Annotated in this window: 14 protein-coding genes; 5 read left to right on the forward strand and 9 right to left on the reverse strand. The window is 62.4% G+C overall.

Annotated elements, in window-relative coordinates:
• Positions 1 to 34 precede the first annotated feature (34 nt).
• Positions 35 to 499 carry an SRPBCC domain-containing protein gene (locus tag ABIT12_RS08165; RefSeq protein ID WP_348042316.1) on the reverse strand — a complete coding sequence of 155 codons (465 nt, stop codon included), beginning with the start codon at positions 497 to 499 and terminating at the stop codon, positions 35 to 37.
• A gap of 193 nt (positions 500 to 692) precedes the next feature.
• Here ABIT12_RS08165 and ABIT12_RS08170 point away from each other — a divergent pair, with 193 nt between their 5' ends.
• From ABIT12_RS08170 to ABIT12_RS08180, 3 genes are read left to right on the forward strand one after another with little or no spacing between them, the layout of a single operon-like run.
• Positions 693 to 1,913, forward strand: coding sequence for a cell surface protein (locus ABIT12_RS08170; protein WP_348042317.1), 1,221 nt, complete (start codon positions 693 to 695; stop codon positions 1,911 to 1,913).
• Positions 1,914 to 1,942: 29 nt separating this feature from the next.
• On the forward strand, positions 1,943 to 2,881 hold the full coding sequence (locus tag ABIT12_RS08175) for a DUF6384 family protein (protein ID WP_348042318.1): 939 nt from the start codon (positions 1,943 to 1,945) through the stop codon (positions 2,879 to 2,881).
• A 4-nt stretch (positions 2,882 to 2,885) separates the two neighbouring features.
• Complete coding sequence (locus ABIT12_RS08180; RefSeq protein WP_348042319.1) at positions 2,886 to 4,421, forward strand: hypothetical protein; 1,536 nt, start codon at positions 2,886 to 2,888, stop codon at positions 4,419 to 4,421.
• 15 nt (positions 4,422 to 4,436) lie between these two features.
• On the opposite strand, the gene ABIT12_RS08185 is transcribed toward ABIT12_RS08180, so the two are convergent.
• From ABIT12_RS08185 to ABIT12_RS08220, 8 genes are all read right to left on the reverse strand, one after another.
• A complete protein-coding gene (locus tag ABIT12_RS08185) occupies positions 4,437 to 4,835 on the reverse strand; it encodes a VOC family protein (protein WP_348042320.1) in 399 nt (132 codons plus the stop codon).
• A 136-nt stretch (positions 4,836 to 4,971) separates the two neighbouring features.
• Positions 4,972 to 5,568 carry an SCO family protein gene (locus ABIT12_RS08190; protein WP_348042321.1) on the reverse strand — a complete coding sequence of 199 codons (597 nt, stop codon included), beginning with the start codon at positions 5,566 to 5,568 and terminating at the stop codon, positions 4,972 to 4,974.
• 11 nt (positions 5,569 to 5,579) lie between these two features.
• On the reverse strand, positions 5,580 to 6,056 hold the full coding sequence (locus tag ABIT12_RS08195; protein WP_348042322.1) for a copper chaperone PCu(A)C: 477 nt from the start codon (positions 6,054 to 6,056) through the stop codon (positions 5,580 to 5,582).
• A gap of 46 nt (positions 6,057 to 6,102) precedes the next feature.
• Positions 6,103 to 6,483 carry a hypothetical protein gene (locus ABIT12_RS08200; protein ID WP_348042323.1) on the reverse strand — a complete coding sequence of 127 codons (381 nt, stop codon included), beginning with the start codon at positions 6,481 to 6,483 and terminating at the stop codon, positions 6,103 to 6,105.
• A gap of 67 nt (positions 6,484 to 6,550) precedes the next feature.
• Positions 6,551 to 7,462 carry a LysR family transcriptional regulator gene (locus tag ABIT12_RS08205; RefSeq protein ID WP_348042324.1) on the reverse strand — a complete coding sequence of 304 codons (912 nt, stop codon included), beginning with the start codon at positions 7,460 to 7,462 and terminating at the stop codon, positions 6,551 to 6,553.
• Between the two features lie 38 nt (positions 7,463 to 7,500).
• Complete coding sequence (locus ABIT12_RS08210) at positions 7,501 to 8,238, reverse strand: sulfite exporter TauE/SafE family protein (RefSeq protein WP_348042325.1); 738 nt, start codon at positions 8,236 to 8,238, stop codon at positions 7,501 to 7,503.
• Between the two features lie 302 nt (positions 8,239 to 8,540).
• On the reverse strand, positions 8,541 to 9,827 hold the full coding sequence (locus ABIT12_RS08215) for a hypothetical protein (protein WP_348042326.1): 1,287 nt from the start codon (positions 9,825 to 9,827) through the stop codon (positions 8,541 to 8,543).
• 96 nt (positions 9,828 to 9,923) lie between these two features.
• Positions 9,924 to 10,379 (reverse strand): Lrp/AsnC ligand binding domain-containing protein, encoded by a 456-nt coding sequence (locus tag ABIT12_RS08220; protein WP_348042327.1) that lies wholly within the window; start codon positions 10,377 to 10,379, stop codon positions 9,924 to 9,926.
• 128 nt (positions 10,380 to 10,507) lie between these two features.
• Here ABIT12_RS08220 and putA point away from each other — a divergent pair, with 128 nt between their 5' ends.
• Positions 10,508 to 14,059, forward strand: a complete 3,552-nt coding sequence (gene putA, locus ABIT12_RS08225; protein WP_348042328.1) for a bifunctional proline dehydrogenase/L-glutamate gamma-semialdehyde dehydrogenase PutA — start codon at positions 10,508 to 10,510, stop codon at positions 14,057 to 14,059.
• Positions 14,060 to 14,115: 56 nt separating this feature from the next.
• The gene (locus ABIT12_RS08230; protein WP_348042329.1) at positions 14,116 to 15,111 is read left to right on the forward strand and encodes a heparan-alpha-glucosaminide N-acetyltransferase; all 996 of its coding nucleotides are present in this window, start codon (positions 14,116 to 14,118) and stop codon (positions 15,109 to 15,111) included.
• Positions 15,112 to 15,210: the final 99 nt, after the last annotated feature.

Raw genomic sequence — 15,210 nt, forward strand, 5'->3', positions numbered from 1 at the left:
CGGGCGCAGCCCGAGACGGGTGAGGGGTATCTTCCTACTCCGGCGCCAACAGCTCAAGCTCCACCCCCATTGCAGCCGCGAAACGCTCGAAAAAGCCGTCGATGACTTTCTGCGCCGAATTACCGATAATGGCCTTGCCCAGCCGCATGATCTGGCCGGAGGCGCCGCCATTGGCGGCAAATTGCAGGTGGGTAGCGTCGCCATCATCGGCCAGAACGATGTCGGCCGAGCCTTCGGCCAGGCCCAGCAGGCCACCCCTTCCCTTGCCGGACAGGGTATAGCGTTCGGCGGGAACGATATTGGACAGGGTCAGATCGCCTTTAAAGACCGGGTGGACGAGGCCGAGATTGACCTTGATCTCAAGGTCGAGCGCGGTGTCGCCAACCCATTCGATCTTGTGGCAGCCGGGAATGGCGGCCTTGAGCATGGCGGTGTCGTTGAGCGCGGCCCAGACAGCAACGCGCGGGGCTTGCAGACGATAGTTGCCGCCGAAATCCATCAGTATTGTGCTTCCATTGTGGACCCTATGACACGGTCGGCGAAAAACTCATTCATCGGCGCAACCCCTGCCCTTTACGTGCGGCTTTTTCGCACCAATATGGCCTAAATAGTTGCCGGACGAACCGGTTACAATTGTCAGAGCGGACGCCAGCGTCAATCTATGGCACGAAGCGTCGACGCGAGGAGAGACCATGTCCAACGATGTTCCGACTGCACAGCCCATAGCCGCGCCAGCCGTGGTTACCGAAAAGCCATTGCAGTATCTGGACAAGGCGGTCACCGCGATCCGCGACCTTGGCATCTGGCCCGAACAGCAGGGCGAGCAGCCGATTACCGCGCTTTTGGCGCAGATCACCCAGCTTGATGAAACCCGCGTCATCCTGATTGGCCGGACCTTGAGCCAGGCCAGCGCCTTTAACGAAGTGGTGCGCGAGCAGATCGCCGCCATGCAGATTGGCCAGCGCTACGAAGAGATCACCAAGGGTTTTGATTCGATCCGCGACGATGCCAAGGGCATGGTCGACCAGCTTTCCGACAACAAGATCGACCTGCGCGAGCGGGTATCGAATGTGTGGATGAAGGTATCGCGTGGCGATATTGCCCAGCGTTTCGACAAGATTCGCGACACCTATCTGGCCGTGTCTGCGGACACCAAGGACCAGATCAACCGCGAACACACCATTCTGGAAGCCTATCGGGATTTCCGCGGCGCGCTGAAACAGTCCGAAGTGATGGCGCTGGAAGTTCTGGCGACGGCGGAACAGCGGCTGGCCGAGAAGAAGAACATTCTGCAAAAGGCCGCCGATACGCTGGCGGCCTTTGCCGGCACCGTCCCCGCCGACCGGGCGCGGCTGGAGATGGATCGCGACGAAAAGCTGCGCGACATGCAGAACGAAGAAGGCCGCTACCAGATCGCCAAGGATCTGTCGGATAACCTGACGATTTCCTACAACACGTCCGAAGTGGTGATGGCGCGGCTGATGCAGACCACCAATGCCAAGGAGCGGGTGTATCAGCAGTCGATCTCGTTCTTTTCAACCAATGAAACGGTGCTGACGGCGCTAAGCGCTTCGTTTACCGGCATGTTCGGGCTGCATGAGGCCACCGAAACCCTCAATGCCATGAAAGAGGGGATGAGCAAGAGCTTGGAAACCCTCAGCGAGATTGGCGACAAGGTGCAGGAAGAAGCGGTGCGGGCCGGGTACGGCCCGACAGTGCGCGCCGACGCGGTCAAGAAACTGGTCGATAGCGTGGTCAACTTCCAGGAGAAGTCGCGCACCATCATCAACGAAATGCGTGTTGCCTCGACCAAAAATTCCGCCGAAATCCGCGATGCGGTGGAAGACGGCAAGCGCCGGCTGGCGCAACTGGCAGCGGACGGCAATGCGCTGCTGCTCGACAGCAAGAATTAAGCGATAACGGAGCCGGGTGAGCCCGCATAATGAGTGATACGACAGCCACCGCTGCTGCCCCGCTGGACGAGGTCATGCTGGCAATGGACGTGGTCGACACGCTCCGCCATCGGCAGGATCTGGCGACGCGCGAGCTGGATGGCGTGGCGCGCGAAGAACAGCTGATCGACAAACTGCGGGAGATCTATCACCAGCAGGGCATCGAGGTTTCCGACGCGGTGCTGAAGCAGGGCGTAGCCGCGCTGGCGGAAAGCCGGTTTGTCTACACGCCACCGCCGGGCGGATTTAATACGTTGCTGGCGCGGGCCTATGTGAGCCGCGGCAAATGGGGCCGGGTCGCCGGGGTGATTGCGCTTGGTGCGGCGGTGATCTTGGGCGGCTATTTCCTGGTCTATCAACCCTATAGCGCCCACCAGCAGGAAACGGCCCAGCTTGAGCTGAGCCAGGAACTGCCAGCGGCGATGGATGGGCTGTATCAGACCATTTTCGACGAAACCAAGGTGCAGCAGGCCGAGGTCGAGGCCAAGGAACTGGTGAGCCGTGGCAAGGCTTACGCGGCTGAAGGCAACCGGGCGAAGGCCGAAGACATCGTGACTCGGCTGACGGCGCTGCGCGATCAGTTGCGGCTGAGCTATACGCTGCATGTGGTGAACCGCCCGGGCGTGCAGTCGGGGTTCTGGACGTTCCCCAAAATCAATACTGAAGCCACCAACTATTACATCGTGGTGGAAGCGCTGGACCCGGATGGACAGGCGCTGTCTCTGCCAATCCTCAACGAGGAGACCGGCAAGACCGAAACGGTCAATATCTGGGGCGTGCGGGTGCCCGAGGCAGTGTATAATTCGGTGGCGGCGGACAAGCAGGACAATGGCATCATCGACCGCGACGAAGTGGGCAGCAAGGTCGATGGTTTTCTCGATGTCGACTATGGCGTGCCGGTTCTAGGCGGGGCGGTGACGCGGTGGTGATCTCATGAGCCTGCGCGGACCCGAAGCCATGGCCTCGCTCGACGAGGCGCTGCGCGACATCCGTCGCGAAGAGGACGAGATTGCCAAGCGGCTGGCCCGCTCTGGCGAACGCATCACCAAGATCCATGAGACCGAAGCCGATCTGGTGCGGCAACTGGCCAAGCTGCGGCTCGACCCTGCGATTCAGGCCGAACTGGCGGACCATATTTCGAGTGCGGAAGCCAAGGCCCGCGACATGCTCAAGGCCCATGCCAGCGAGATGGGCGGCGCTGAAAAGGAGCTGGCGGCGATCGACGCGAGCCTGGGGAAACTGACCAGCGATCGCGCCGAAGCGTTGACGACGCTGGCGGGGCATCAGGAAGCGCTGAAAGCCCTGGCCACTTCGGTACAGGCGACACTGGCCACCGACAGCGCTTATGCCGCGCTGGCCGGGGAAGCGCGCCAACTCAACGAGACTGCGGCCCAATCGATGCAAAAGACCGAGCAGGCGGAAGCCGATCGGGAGCAGAAGGGGCGACCCTACCGGGACGATCCGCTGTTCATGTATCTGTGGGAAAGCGGCTATGGCACCAAGAATTACCGCTCCAACAATCTGATCCGCTATCTGGACGGACTGGTGGCGGGGCTGGTGGATTTTGCCAAGGCAAGACCGAACTTTGCCATGCTCAACGAAATTCCATTGCGGCTGCGCGAACACGCGGAGCGGCAGATGGCCATTGCTGCGGAGGCGCGGGCCAAGGCCGAGGCGATGCAGACCGCAGCCGTCGATGCGGCGGGCGGCAAACCGGTGCGCGACAAGCTCACTGCCGTACAGGGCAGGATCGACGCCATCGACGCGCAGATCACCGAAGCCGAAGACAAGCGCGACGCGGCGGCCAAGAGCCTGAGCGTTCTGGCGCAAGGGGCCGACCCGGCGTTCGAGCAGGCACTGACCACGCTGGCCGAAAGCCTGCAGCGGGAAGACATCACCACGCTGCTCAACGAAGCGCGCCTGACCAGCACCGGTCGGGACGACACGCTGGTGGCCCAGATCGACGACGCCCGCACAAGGGCACGCGACGAGGACACCGAGACCAAAGATCAGCGCGAACGGCTAAAGACCCTTGCGGCACGGCGGCGCGAACTGGAAGACATCCAGTGGGAATTCAAGAAATCGCGATTTGACGATCCACGCTCCAGCTTCGGTGAAGACAAGCTGGTGGGCGATCTGCTCAATGATTTCCTGCGCGGCGGGATTACGGCGGCCAGCTATTGGGAGCAGTGGCGGCGCAGCCAGAATTTCAACCAGGGCACCAGTTGGGGCAATGGCGGAGTGCCGTCCAGCACCAGCCCATGGGCCGAACGCGGCGGCAGTACCGTCAACTGGCCCAAGGACAGTTTTGGCGGTGGTGGTGGCAATTCGCCAGGTCTGCCCACTGGCATGCCGGGCGGCTGGGGTCGCAGCAGCGGCGGCAATTCGGGCGGTTTTTCACGCCCGCGCACCGGCTCGCAGGGCGGTCGCGGGAGCGATACCGGGTTCAAGACCGGCGGCGGGTTTTAGGCCCCCCGCCACGCCTCAGTTCGCTGCAGTGGCGGCCAGAATTTCCCACAGATTGCCTTCGCTATCCTCGAAATAGGCGGAATAGCCCCATTCCGATTGCTGGGCGGCGGCGGTGATGGTGCCGCCGGCGATCAGCACGCGATCAAGGATGGCATCAATTTCGGTGGCGCTGCCGGCCGAATGGCTGAGCACGAATTGCGGCGTGCCGGCGATGACTTCGGGCTTGCCTGCATTGGCGGCGATCTGGTCGCGCGGAAACAGCACGAAGGACAGGTCGGCATCGAGGAAGAAGGCAACGTGATCCTCCCCTGCCCCGATCTGTTCGTCGCTGACATCAAACAGCGCCCGATAAAAGCTGAAAGCACGTTCGAGGTCATCGACGCCGATGGTGATGATATTGATCCGGGGTTTCATGGGGCGCTCCGCTGTTGTGCCGTGTGTAACGCACAAGCGCGCGGGACGGTACCGGCCGCTCAACAAAAATCATGATGGACAGCCCCGCAGCTGACCTCGGCGGGTCGACCTCTCCCCGAGGGGAGAGGTGAAGGCATCAGGTCTTGGCGAGCAGATTGCGCAGCTTTTCGAGCGCGGTCCTGGAGTCTTCCTGATAGGCGATGGTGCCTTCGAACTCGCCTTTTGAGTTGAGCAGGAACACCGTCGCGGTGTGGTCCATGCTGTAGTCGCCATTTTCGCCGGGAACCTTTTGGGCGTAAATGTGCCAGGCCTTGATGATCTTGGCGACTTCCTCGGGTTTGCCGGTCAGGCCGGTGATACGATCCGAGACGGCGCCGACGTAGTCGCCCAGCACGGCAGGCGTATCGCGTTCGGGATCGACCGAGACGAAATAGCCGCGCAGTGGCTTGCCCGCATCGCCCAACTGCTCGAACCAGGAGGCCATTTCGGCCATGGTGGTTGGGCAAACATCGGGACAATGGGTGAAGCCGAAGAACAGCATCGAGGGATGGCCGTTGAACACTGTCTGATTAACGGGCTGGTTGTTGCCATCCAGCAAGGCATATTGGCCGCCGCCGAAGCCGGCCTGAGTGCCCGGGGCGTTGCGGAGCAACAGGAATGCGGTGCCGGCGGTGAGCGCCAGCGCCACCACGGCGACCCAGAGCCAGATGCGAACGGTTTTAAGATTTGCCATTGCCGGTCCGATCAATGCGCCATTGCGGCGGCAGCCGCCGCCCCGAGCACCGGCAGGTCGATATCGACGGCTCCGGCGGCTTTAAAGGTCAGGGTGATGGTGACCTTGGTGCCTTCAACGAAGGGCTGCTTGAGGCCCATGAACATGATGTGATAGCCGCCCGGCGACAACGTGACCGCTCCACCAGCGGGGATTTCCAGGCCATCCGGAAGCGCCCGCATCTTCATCACATCGCCATCCATTTTCATCTCATGAACCTGGGCTGTGGCTGCGACCGAGGAGGTGACCGACAACAAGGTGTCGGCGGCAGCGCCATGATTGGTAATGGTCATGAAGCCACCGGCGACCGGGGCATTGGGCAGCGTGGCGCGGGCGAAGGGCATTGAAATGTCGAGGTCGCCGAGGTGAATGTTGCCATTATCGGCAAAGGCGGGGGTGACGACGAGCAAAAGGGCCGCAACGGCGGCGACGAATATAGAGCGGATCATGATGATCTCCAGAACTGAAACTGATGGTGGCCGGAAGGCCGGACGATCAGGCCTGGGCGGGAGGCGCACGCGGCGGCGCGGCGATCTGGAGCACGCCGGCGGGCGTCGGTGATTTTGCCGATGGTGCATCGAGTTGGACTTGTGCGCGCTGCGGATTGAACACGAAGGCGACCGGCAGGACTGGCGCGACGTGCTGCTTGCCGGTGCTGGTGACCGGGCATTTGGTGGCGACGGTTTTGGAAGTGTCGCTGGCATCCGGCGCGCCGCACAACGCCCAATTGGCATCGATGGTGGCATAGCCGAGCCTGGCAAAGTCGAGCTGGCTGGCGCGGGCCTGATGCAGCGGGGTCAGGATGGTCAGCAGATAGATGGCAAGCGCCGCAAAAGCGGTGCCGATCTCCCTGCCGATAGTGCGCGATGATGCCATGAGCTGTCCCCACATCGGTCGTAGCGCGCCGGGACCGCAGGCTCAAGCGCCGCGATGTCGCAAGCGGTCAGGCAGTTGGCCGGTAAGTCTTTTCGCAAAGTGCCAGGAACGACTTCATTGCCGCCGATTGCGGGCTATGGGTGCGGCGGGCGACCAGCAACTGGCGGCGGGCCCAGGGTTCGGACAGCGGCACCGAGAGCAGATCGGTACCGGCCAACAGATGCAGGCTGGTGCTGCGCAAAAAGCCGATGCCGAAGCCAGCCTCGACCATGCGCACCAGCGCCGGGAAACTTTCGACGCTAACCCGTTCGCTCAGCGATTGGCCTGCCTTGTGCGCGGCGTCGAGCAGGAGCCGGTCGAGTGCGCCGTTGAGGTGCATGCGGACAGTTTCGTGGGCCAGCACGCCGTGAAACGGGATCTCGCGCTTGCCAGCCATTGCTTCGGCAGCGGCGTGATCGGGCGAGGCGATGACCCAGACGCGATCATCTTCGAAGGGCCTGGTTTCGAAGCGAGAGAAATCGTAATTGTCGGAGACGATGGCGATATCGCAGCGTCCGTCTTCGAGCGCGGTGAGGCCCTTGGCGGCCCCCAGCTCCTGAATTTCCAGCGCGATAGTGGGCTGTTTTTGGGTATAGACCGCCAACAATTCCGGCAGGCGACCGGAGAGCGCCGAACTGGTGCAGGCAAGGCGCAGGCTGCCGCGATTACCAGTGGCAAAATCGGCCATGACGGTATCGAGATCGGCGATTTCGCGCAGCACCCCACGACAGCGCTCGGCATAAATCTGCCCAGCCGGCGTCAGCTTGACGCCCTGGGCCGAGCGATCGAACAACACGACATCGAGCCGCCCTTCCAGATCGCTAACGCGGCGGCTGACGGCGGATGAGGCGATGCCTTCGCGCTCGGCTGCCCGGCCGATCGAGCCGGTTTCCGCCAATACCAGAATCAATCTGGCTGTAACGCTATCGAATTGCTGCATGCACTGCCCCTTGCAGGCAGCTTAGCCAACCAGAGGCCTCAGAGCAAAACCAATAGTGCGCGACCGAGGTAGAACAGGCCGATAACCGTGACCACAAAGCGGGTATATTTGCGGAAATTGGCATCAGAGAGCTTTTGCAGCACCCAATTACCAGCGCTGGTGCCGACAATGGCGAAGGGGGCGGCGATCAGGATCGCGGTCCAATCGCCGGTGTTGAGGGTTTGCGCGGCCTGCCAATAGAACAGCACCTTGATGCCGTGGGACACCACCTGCGTCGCCGCTTTGGTGGCGATAATCTTGCGGCGATCCATCATCGTGCGGATGAAGAAGATATCGACGGTGGGGCCGGAAACCCCTGCCCCGATATTGAACGTGCCCGAGACAATGCCAGCAATGAAGGCATGGTGGGGTTTGGAGGCGTCGAGCGCCAGGTACTCGGTTGGAATCCAGACCAGGATCGGCATCAGGCCGATGGTGATGGAGGCCACGAACAGATCGGGCCGATAGTTGACCAGCGACAGCGCACCGGCGGAGACGAACAGGCCGATGCTGATGATGCCGAGGATTTTCCAATCGATATACTGGCGCGAGAACCAGGCGCGCGAGCCATTGGAGACGATCTGGATAACGCCGTGGACCGCGATGGCAGTGCCGACCGGCAACAGCAGAAACAGTAGCCAGAGCAGGATCAGCCCGCCCGCCATGCCAAAAATGCCCGACAGCATCGAGGTGCAAAACACCGCGACGAGCATGCCGACACCGATCCAGATGCTCATAGTTTGGCTCCCGTTGCGGTGAGGTCTAGCGCGATTTGGGTTGCGGGGTAGCGCTGAACTGGCATGGGGGCGTGCCGGTGCCGTACCGTCCTCGTCCTTCTCCCCTTGAGGGAGAAGGTGCCCGAAGGCAGGATGAGGGGTGGCTTTCTCGAAACTGTGTTTGCGGCGACAACCCCTCACCCTGATTTATGCTGAACGCAGAAAGTCTGTCCTTGTTCGGTTCAAACCGCTCCACCGGAGCGGTTTGCGGCTGCGCCACCACCTCCAAGTCCCTCAAGGGCGAGGGTGGCCCGGTGGGGGTGCTATTTCAACGACGCAAAATAGTCCTTAGCGCCGGGCGCCAGCAGCGGCTTGAGGTCCTTGATCGGAACGTTGAGCTGTTCGTCGCCGCAGGCCTGGATGGCGTAGGGGAGGCCTTCGAGGCCGAAGCTGACGCGGTTGTCGTCGACGAAATGGATCGCCAGATTGGTGGGGATGAGGTCAAGGATACCGCATTCCTCGTCCCGCTCGGCGTCGGTTTCGCGATGCGCTATGACATACGCGACCATGTCCTTGCCGGGACCGAAGTAATATTGGTCCGGGTCAGCATGGGCGGTGGCCGGACCGATCGGGGCATCGCCCTCGTCGGCGCCATAGGATTTGGCGACCCAGTCCTTGAAGATGGCTTCAAGCGCCAGAATTTTGCCGGCGGCGATATCGAGATTGTAGCTGTCGTAGAAATTGTCGGGATGGGCTCCGAAGCAGTAGACGCTGCCGCCTTCGGTCCAGCTCATGATCTTGCTGGAGAGATAGGTCACGTCATGGCTGACGTAATCATATTCTCCCAGGCCGCCGCCTTCGCCATACATCCAGCCCATGCCCAAATAGGCGGTGGACAGGCAACTCATGGCTTCGAGGCTTTCGTGCCAGTGCCGGTCCTGCAGCCACGCATTGGCGGCGGCGGGATCGCTGCCATCGGCCAGTTTGACGATGCGGGGAAATTCAAAGCCCGAGCGCGGATCGGAGACCATCTGGTAGGTCGAGCCATTGATGCTGGTTTTTGCACCTGGCTTGAGCGGGCCTTGCACCTTGAGGAACTCATAGGGCGCGTCGGCCATGCTCAGGGAAATGGCGTGGTCATAGCTCAGGCTATCGCTGAAATCCTTGAGGTCGGACGGCGTGATCGCACCTTCCGCCAGAACCCGGGAGCCGACGCGAGTGAGTGTTACAGCCAGGGGTTTTTCCTTGCCGAGCAGGCGCCACTGGCCCGAGACCGTTGCACCATCGGCTGAGCGTTCGAGCGTCCATATGGCGCCTATGGGGAATTTGGTGCGCGGATAATCCTGCGAGGCATCGCAGAGCTGTTCGGTGCAGGTGGCCTCTTCGGCGAGGATGATCTTGTTGCCGGCACCGGGCTGGGCCTGCAGCGGAATATCGCCGCCCTTGCTGGTATAGAAATACCGCCCGACGATCGGGCCGTTCGCAGCCTCGGTGATTTCGGCAACGATTGGGATGGTGCCCAGCGTGCCCTTGTAAGTCACCGCATCGGCGAAGGCGGGGGTGGTGAACAGGAGCGCGGTGGCGCCGAGAACGAGATTGAGATGGCGCATGCAGGCTCCCCGAACATTGCAGGAATTCTAGCAGAGCCGGCCGTGGGCGGGCAGAGGGTTTGTGGCTCCCATCCCCTCAAAGAAGGCAGGGTGCGGTCAGGTTTCCTTTACCGCTTCCATGACCACGAAGGTCGAGGTCTGGGCGACGTGGGGCAGCGCGGAAATCGCTTCGCCCAGGACGCGGCGATAGGCGGCGATGTCGGTGGAGCGGACCTTGAGCAGATAATCGAAATTGGCCGCCATCATGTGGCATTCCTCGATCTGGGGAATGGCCTGGGCGGCGGCGTTGAATTCGGCCAGTGCCTGCGAGCGAGTATCGGACATCTTGACCTGCACGAAGGCGACATGGCCTTCGCCCAGCCGCAGGCGGTCGATGACGGCGCGGTAACCCTTGATCAGGCCGAGGGACTCCAGCCGCCGCACGCGGGCCTGCACCGGGGTCTTGGAGAGGCCAACCTGCTCGCCCAACGCGGCCATCGATAGCCGTCCATCGGCCTCCAGCGCCTTGAGGATATTGCGGTCGATGCGGTCCAGATGATCTGTTTCTGACATTTTTGCAGCCCGAATGAACATTCTTGCTTTCATACTATGCATCGAATGCTTCGCTGGCGCGATATCTATGGTCCGCTGCATCTCTCGGGACTGCGCTATCATCGCTTTGTCCCGCGATGGAGCCAGCCATGTCCGATCGTCTCGCCCAAGCTCGTGCCGCCATGCGCGACCACGCCATGGTCGAACGTGATGAGGCCATTCCGCGGTTGTTGAGCCTGGCGGACCTGAGCGAAGGTCAGCGCGCAGCGATCTCGGCGGACGCGGCGCGACTGGTGCGTGACGTGCGGGCTTCGGCCAAGCCGCGCCTGATGGAAACGCTGCTAGCCGAATATTCGCTATCCACCGACGAGGGTATTGCATTGATGTGTCTGGCGGAGGCGCTGTTGCGCGTGCCGGACGCCACGACGATGGATGATCTGATCGCCGACAAAATTGTCGGGCAGGACTGGGCGTCGCATGCCGATCACTCGGGGCCGCTGCTGCTGAATGCTTCCGCCTGGGCGCTGATGTTGACCGGGCGCGTGTTGAGCGACGGGCAACTCCAGATCGGCCGTACGCTGGGCTCGATGGTGCGGCGACTGGGCGAGCCGGCTATTCGCGGTGCGGTTTCAGCCGCAATGCGCCGGATGGGAGGGCAGTTCGTGCTGGGCCAAAGCATTGGCGAGGCGCTGCGCAATGGTGCGGACAAGACCGCGCAGGGCTATCTGTATTCCTTCGACATGCTGGGCGAAGGCGCCCGTACCGATGCCGATGGGTTGCGCTATCATCGCGCCTATGCCGATGCGATCGCGGCTCTGGGCAAGGTCGCCAGCAATGACGATGTGCTGAAGAACCACGGCATCTCGGTCAAGCTCTCGGCGCTGCATCCGCGCTACGAAGTCGCGCAAAAGCCGAGCATGTTGCCGGTACTGCGCCAGCGGCTGCTGGAGCTTTGCCTCGCGGCCAAGGCCGGGCGCATTGCGCTCAACATCGATGCCGAAGAGGCCGACCGGCTTGATCTGAGCCTCGATATCATCGAGAGCGTTTTGGCCGATCCGCAACTGGCCGGGTGGCATGGTTTTGGTGTCGTGGTGCAGGCCTATGGTGGGCGCGCACCCGATGTCATCGAGTGGCTTGACGCGCTGACCGAGCGGTTGGACCGGCGCATTTCGGTGCGGCTGGTCAAGGGCGCCTATTGGGACACCGAAATCAAGCGGGCGCAGACGCTGGGGCTGGCGGGGTTTCCGGTCTATGCGGCAAAGGCGGAAACCGATGTCAGCTATATGGCGTGCGCGCGAAAACTGCTGGCGGTGGGGCAACGGATTTTTCCACAATTCGCCACGCATAATGCCCACACCATGGCGGCGATTCTGGCGATGGCACCGAACCGCGGCAGCTTTGAGTTCCAGCGTCTGCACGGCATGGGCGAAGCGCTGCACGAAATCGTCCACGAAGCCGAGCAGACGCGCTGCCGCATCTATGCGCCGGTGGGGGCGCATGAGGACCTGCTGGCCTATCTGGTGCGCCGGCTGCTGGAAAACGGCGCCAATTCGTCGTTCGTCAACCAGATCGTCGATAGCGCGATTGCGCCGGAAGCCATTGTGCAAGACCCGATTGCCCTTGCGCTGCGGTCACCGCGCGAGGCGAGGCTGACACTGCCGAAAGACCTGTTCGGCGTTCGGGCCAATTCTACGGGCTTTGACCTGACCGATCCGCTGACGCTGGCGGACATTGAAGCGCGCCGCGCTCCGTTCGCCGCGCCGTATCAGTGGGGACAGGGCGAGATGATCGTGCGCAATCCTGCTGATCCGGATGATGTCGTCGGCAGGATCAACTTTCACCAAGCCACTGATGTTGATGCCGCCATGCGCCGGGCCGTTGCCGCACAGCCGGGTTGGGCGGCGCGCAGTGCTCATGATCGGGCCGGGATGCTGCTAAACATTGCCGATCGCTACGAGGCCAATGCTGCCGAGTTCTATGCGCTTTGCGCCCGTGAGGCCGGCAAAACGCTGGCTGATGCGGTGGGGGAAGTGCGCGAGGCCGTAGACTTTTTGCGCTATTATGCTGCTGAAGCCGTGTCAGGGCCGCAGCGCCCGGCGCGTGGCGTTATTGGTTGCATTTCGCCGTGGAATTTCCCGCTGGCGATCTTTACCGGACAGATCGCGGCGGCGCTGGTCACCGGCAATGCAGTGGTCGCCAAACCGGCAGAGCAGACCAATCTGATCGCCCGGCGGGCGGTCGACATGATGCACCAGGCCGGCGTGCCGCAGGATGTGCTGCAATTGCTTTGCGGCCCCGGTGAAACCGTTGGTGCAGCGCTGACCGCCGATCCGCGGATTGCCGGCGTCTGCTTCACCGGTTCGACTATTGTTGCCAAGCTGATCGAGGCCCAACTGGCCAAGACAGCGCCGCAGGCCATGCTGATCGCCGAGACCGGCGGGCTCAATGCGATGCTGGTCGATTCCACCGCGCTGCCTGAACAGGCGGTGCGCGACATTATTGCCTCGGCATTTCAAAGCGCCGGGCAGCGCTGTTCGGCCTTGCGGCTGCTTTATGTGCAGGAGGACGTGGCCGACAAGGTGCTGCATATGCTGAAGGGCGCCCTGCAGATGCTGGTAGTGGGCAATCCGTGGGAGCTGGCGACCGACATTGGCCCGGTGATCGACGCCGAAGCGCGGGACGGGATCGCGGCCTACACTGCCGCCCAGGCGGGGCAGGCGATTGCCAGTCTTTCGGCGCCGCGCGGTGCCAATTTTGTTGCGCCGCAAATTATCCACGTCGGTGGGATTGATGACCTCGACCGGGAAATCTTCGGGCCGGTGCTGCATGTGGCGACATTCAAGGCCAGCGAGATTGACGGTGTCATCGACGCCATCAATGCGCGGGGCTATGGGCTGACGTTTGCGTTGCATACCCGCATCGATGCGCGGGTGCAGCAGATGGTCGATCGGCTACAGGTCGGGAATTTCTACGTCAATCGCAACCAGATCGGCGCGGTGGTCGGCTCACAGCCGTTTGGTGGCGAGGGCCTTTCGGGAACCGGGCCAAAGGCCGGTGGTCCGCTTTATCTGAGCCGCTTTGGCCAGCCGCAACCATTGCCCGGCATGCCAGTGACTGGCCTACCGGTCGACCCGGCGATGATCCGCACCCCGGACGCCAGACAATGGAGCCAGCGCACCGACCGCATTGCCACTCTACGCGGCCTGCTGCGCGGCAAAGCCGACCGGGCTATGGCCGCTGCCGCTGCGCTCGACTTTGGGCCGATCGACCTGCCTGGCCCGACGGGCGAAGCCAATAGCCTGCGGCTGGTGGCCAGGGGCACAATCATCTGCCTTGGACCAGATCGCGAGACGCTGCTGGCGCAAGTTGTGCAGGCGCTGGCCGCAGGAAACGGTGTGGTTGCTGTTGTGCCCGACGCCAGCGAGGCCCTGCGGCCGCTGCTGGGTGGGGACGTGCCGCTGGTCGCTTACGACGGGTCGCTCGACCCTGCGGCGCTGCGCACGCTGGAGCTTGATGCCGTGGCTTGTGAGAGTGACGCCGCCGCCATTCGCCCGGCGCTCGCCGCCCGCACCGGCAAGATCATTGCGCTGATCACCGGCCTTGATCCTAGTGCCTATGCGCATGAGCGGGCGTTGACCATCGACACTACGGCGGCGGGCGGTAACGCATCCTTGCTGGCCAGCATGGACGGGGCCGCCTAGCGCCGCATACCGGTTGCGGGCTAATTGAACGGGTCTGATTCCCCGGAAGCCCGCTCATGGCTCAAATCACCTCGCACCGCCCCCGCTATGCGGTCGTTGATATCGTGCGCGGCATCGCGCTGATGGCGATGATGATCTACCACTGCTTCTGGGACCTGGCGTATTTCCGGTTCTATCCGGTCGATGTCAGCGCCGATCTGGGCTGGGTGATCTATGCCCGGTCGATCCTGGGGACGTTCCTGTTCCTGGTCGGGGTCGGGCTGGTGCTGGGCCATGGCAGGGCGATCCGCTGGAATGCGTTCTGGAAGCGTTTTGCCATGGTGACAGGCGCGGCGATCATCGTCACCATTGCCACGCTGATCCTGTTTCCGCAGACCTTTGTATATTTCGGTATCCTGCACGCTATCGCGCTGTTCAGCCTGCTGGCGCTGGCGTTTTTGCGCATGCCGGTATGGCTGGTGGCGGTGCTGGCGCTCGTCATCTTGGTGGTGGGTTGGGGCTATTCCAACCCGTTCTACAACGAGCGAATTCCCTCGGTGCTGGGGCTATGGACGGTGCCGCCGCCAGCCAATGACCTGGTGCCATTGCTGCCGTGGTTCGGGCTGGTGCTGGCCGGCATCGCAGTGGCGCGGCTGGTGCTGAACTCATCGCTGGGGCCGCGACTGGCGGCGTTCAAGGCGACCAGCTGGCCGCTGCGGGGATTGGCATTTCTTGGTCGCTGGAGCCTGCTGTTTTACCTGATCCATCAGCCGATCCTGCTTGGGGTGATCTATCCGCTATCACTGGCGGTGCATCCGGGGCTGGCCGAACAGAACGTGGCGTTCCTCAACAATTGCCAATCCACCTGTATTGCCGGCGGCACTTCGGAAAAGCTGTGCATGCGCTATTGCCAATGCGGATTGTCCGGAGTGATCGACAACGATCTGTGGAATGCGGTCAATAGCGGGGCGCCCAATGCCAACGAACAGATGCAGCTTGACGTGGTCACCAAGGCCTGTTCGGCGCTGATCTACCCGGTCGGTCCGGAGCCGGTGCTGAAGCCCGCACCGTGACCTGTCTGCAACGTTGCATCGACGAATTGCGTTGGATGCTCATTATCTCGGCACGGTGCCTTAGTTTTGCTTGAACGACCCTGAAAAAGGGTCTTGTAT

This window comes from Devosia sp., from assembly GCF_039927955.1.
In the GTDB taxonomy this organism is placed as follows: Bacteria; Pseudomonadota; Alphaproteobacteria; order Rhizobiales; family Devosiaceae; genus Devosia.

Coding starts and splice junctions, on each gene's coding strand:
- ABIT12_RS08170 (WP_348042317.1), top strand. CDS start 693: ATGTCCAACGATGTTCCGACTGCACAGCCCATAGCCGCGCCAGCCGTG.
- ABIT12_RS08220 (WP_348042327.1), bottom strand. CDS start 10,379: ATGTCAGAAACAGATCATCTGGACCGCATCGACCGCAATATCCTCAAG.
- ABIT12_RS08165 (WP_348042316.1), bottom strand. CDS start 499: ATGGATTTCGGCGGCAACTATCGTCTGCAAGCCCCGCGCGTTGCTGTC.
- ABIT12_RS08185 (WP_348042320.1), bottom strand. CDS start 4,835: ATGAAACCCCGGATCAATATCATCACCATCGGCGTCGATGACCTCGAA.
- ABIT12_RS08190 (WP_348042321.1), bottom strand. CDS start 5,568: ATGGCAAATCTTAAAACCGTTCGCATCTGGCTCTGGGTCGCCGTGGTG.
- ABIT12_RS08215 (WP_348042326.1), bottom strand. CDS start 9,827: ATGCGCCATCTCAATCTCGTTCTCGGCGCCACCGCGCTCCTGTTCACC.
- ABIT12_RS08210 (WP_348042325.1), bottom strand. CDS start 8,238: ATGAGCATCTGGATCGGTGTCGGCATGCTCGTCGCGGTGTTTTGCACC.
- ABIT12_RS08230 (WP_348042329.1), top strand. CDS start 14,116: ATGGCTCAAATCACCTCGCACCGCCCCCGCTATGCGGTCGTTGATATC.
- ABIT12_RS08205 (WP_348042324.1), bottom strand. CDS start 7,462: ATGCAGCAATTCGATAGCGTTACAGCCAGATTGATTCTGGTATTGGCG.
- ABIT12_RS08180 (WP_348042319.1), top strand. CDS start 2,886: ATGAGCCTGCGCGGACCCGAAGCCATGGCCTCGCTCGACGAGGCGCTG.
- ABIT12_RS08195 (WP_348042322.1), bottom strand. CDS start 6,056: ATGATCCGCTCTATATTCGTCGCCGCCGTTGCGGCCCTTTTGCTCGTC.
- ABIT12_RS08200 (WP_348042323.1), bottom strand. CDS start 6,483: ATGGCATCATCGCGCACTATCGGCAGGGAGATCGGCACCGCTTTTGCG.
- putA (WP_348042328.1), top strand. CDS start 10,508: ATGTCCGATCGTCTCGCCCAAGCTCGTGCCGCCATGCGCGACCACGCC.
- ABIT12_RS08175 (WP_348042318.1), top strand. CDS start 1,943: ATGAGTGATACGACAGCCACCGCTGCTGCCCCGCTGGACGAGGTCATG.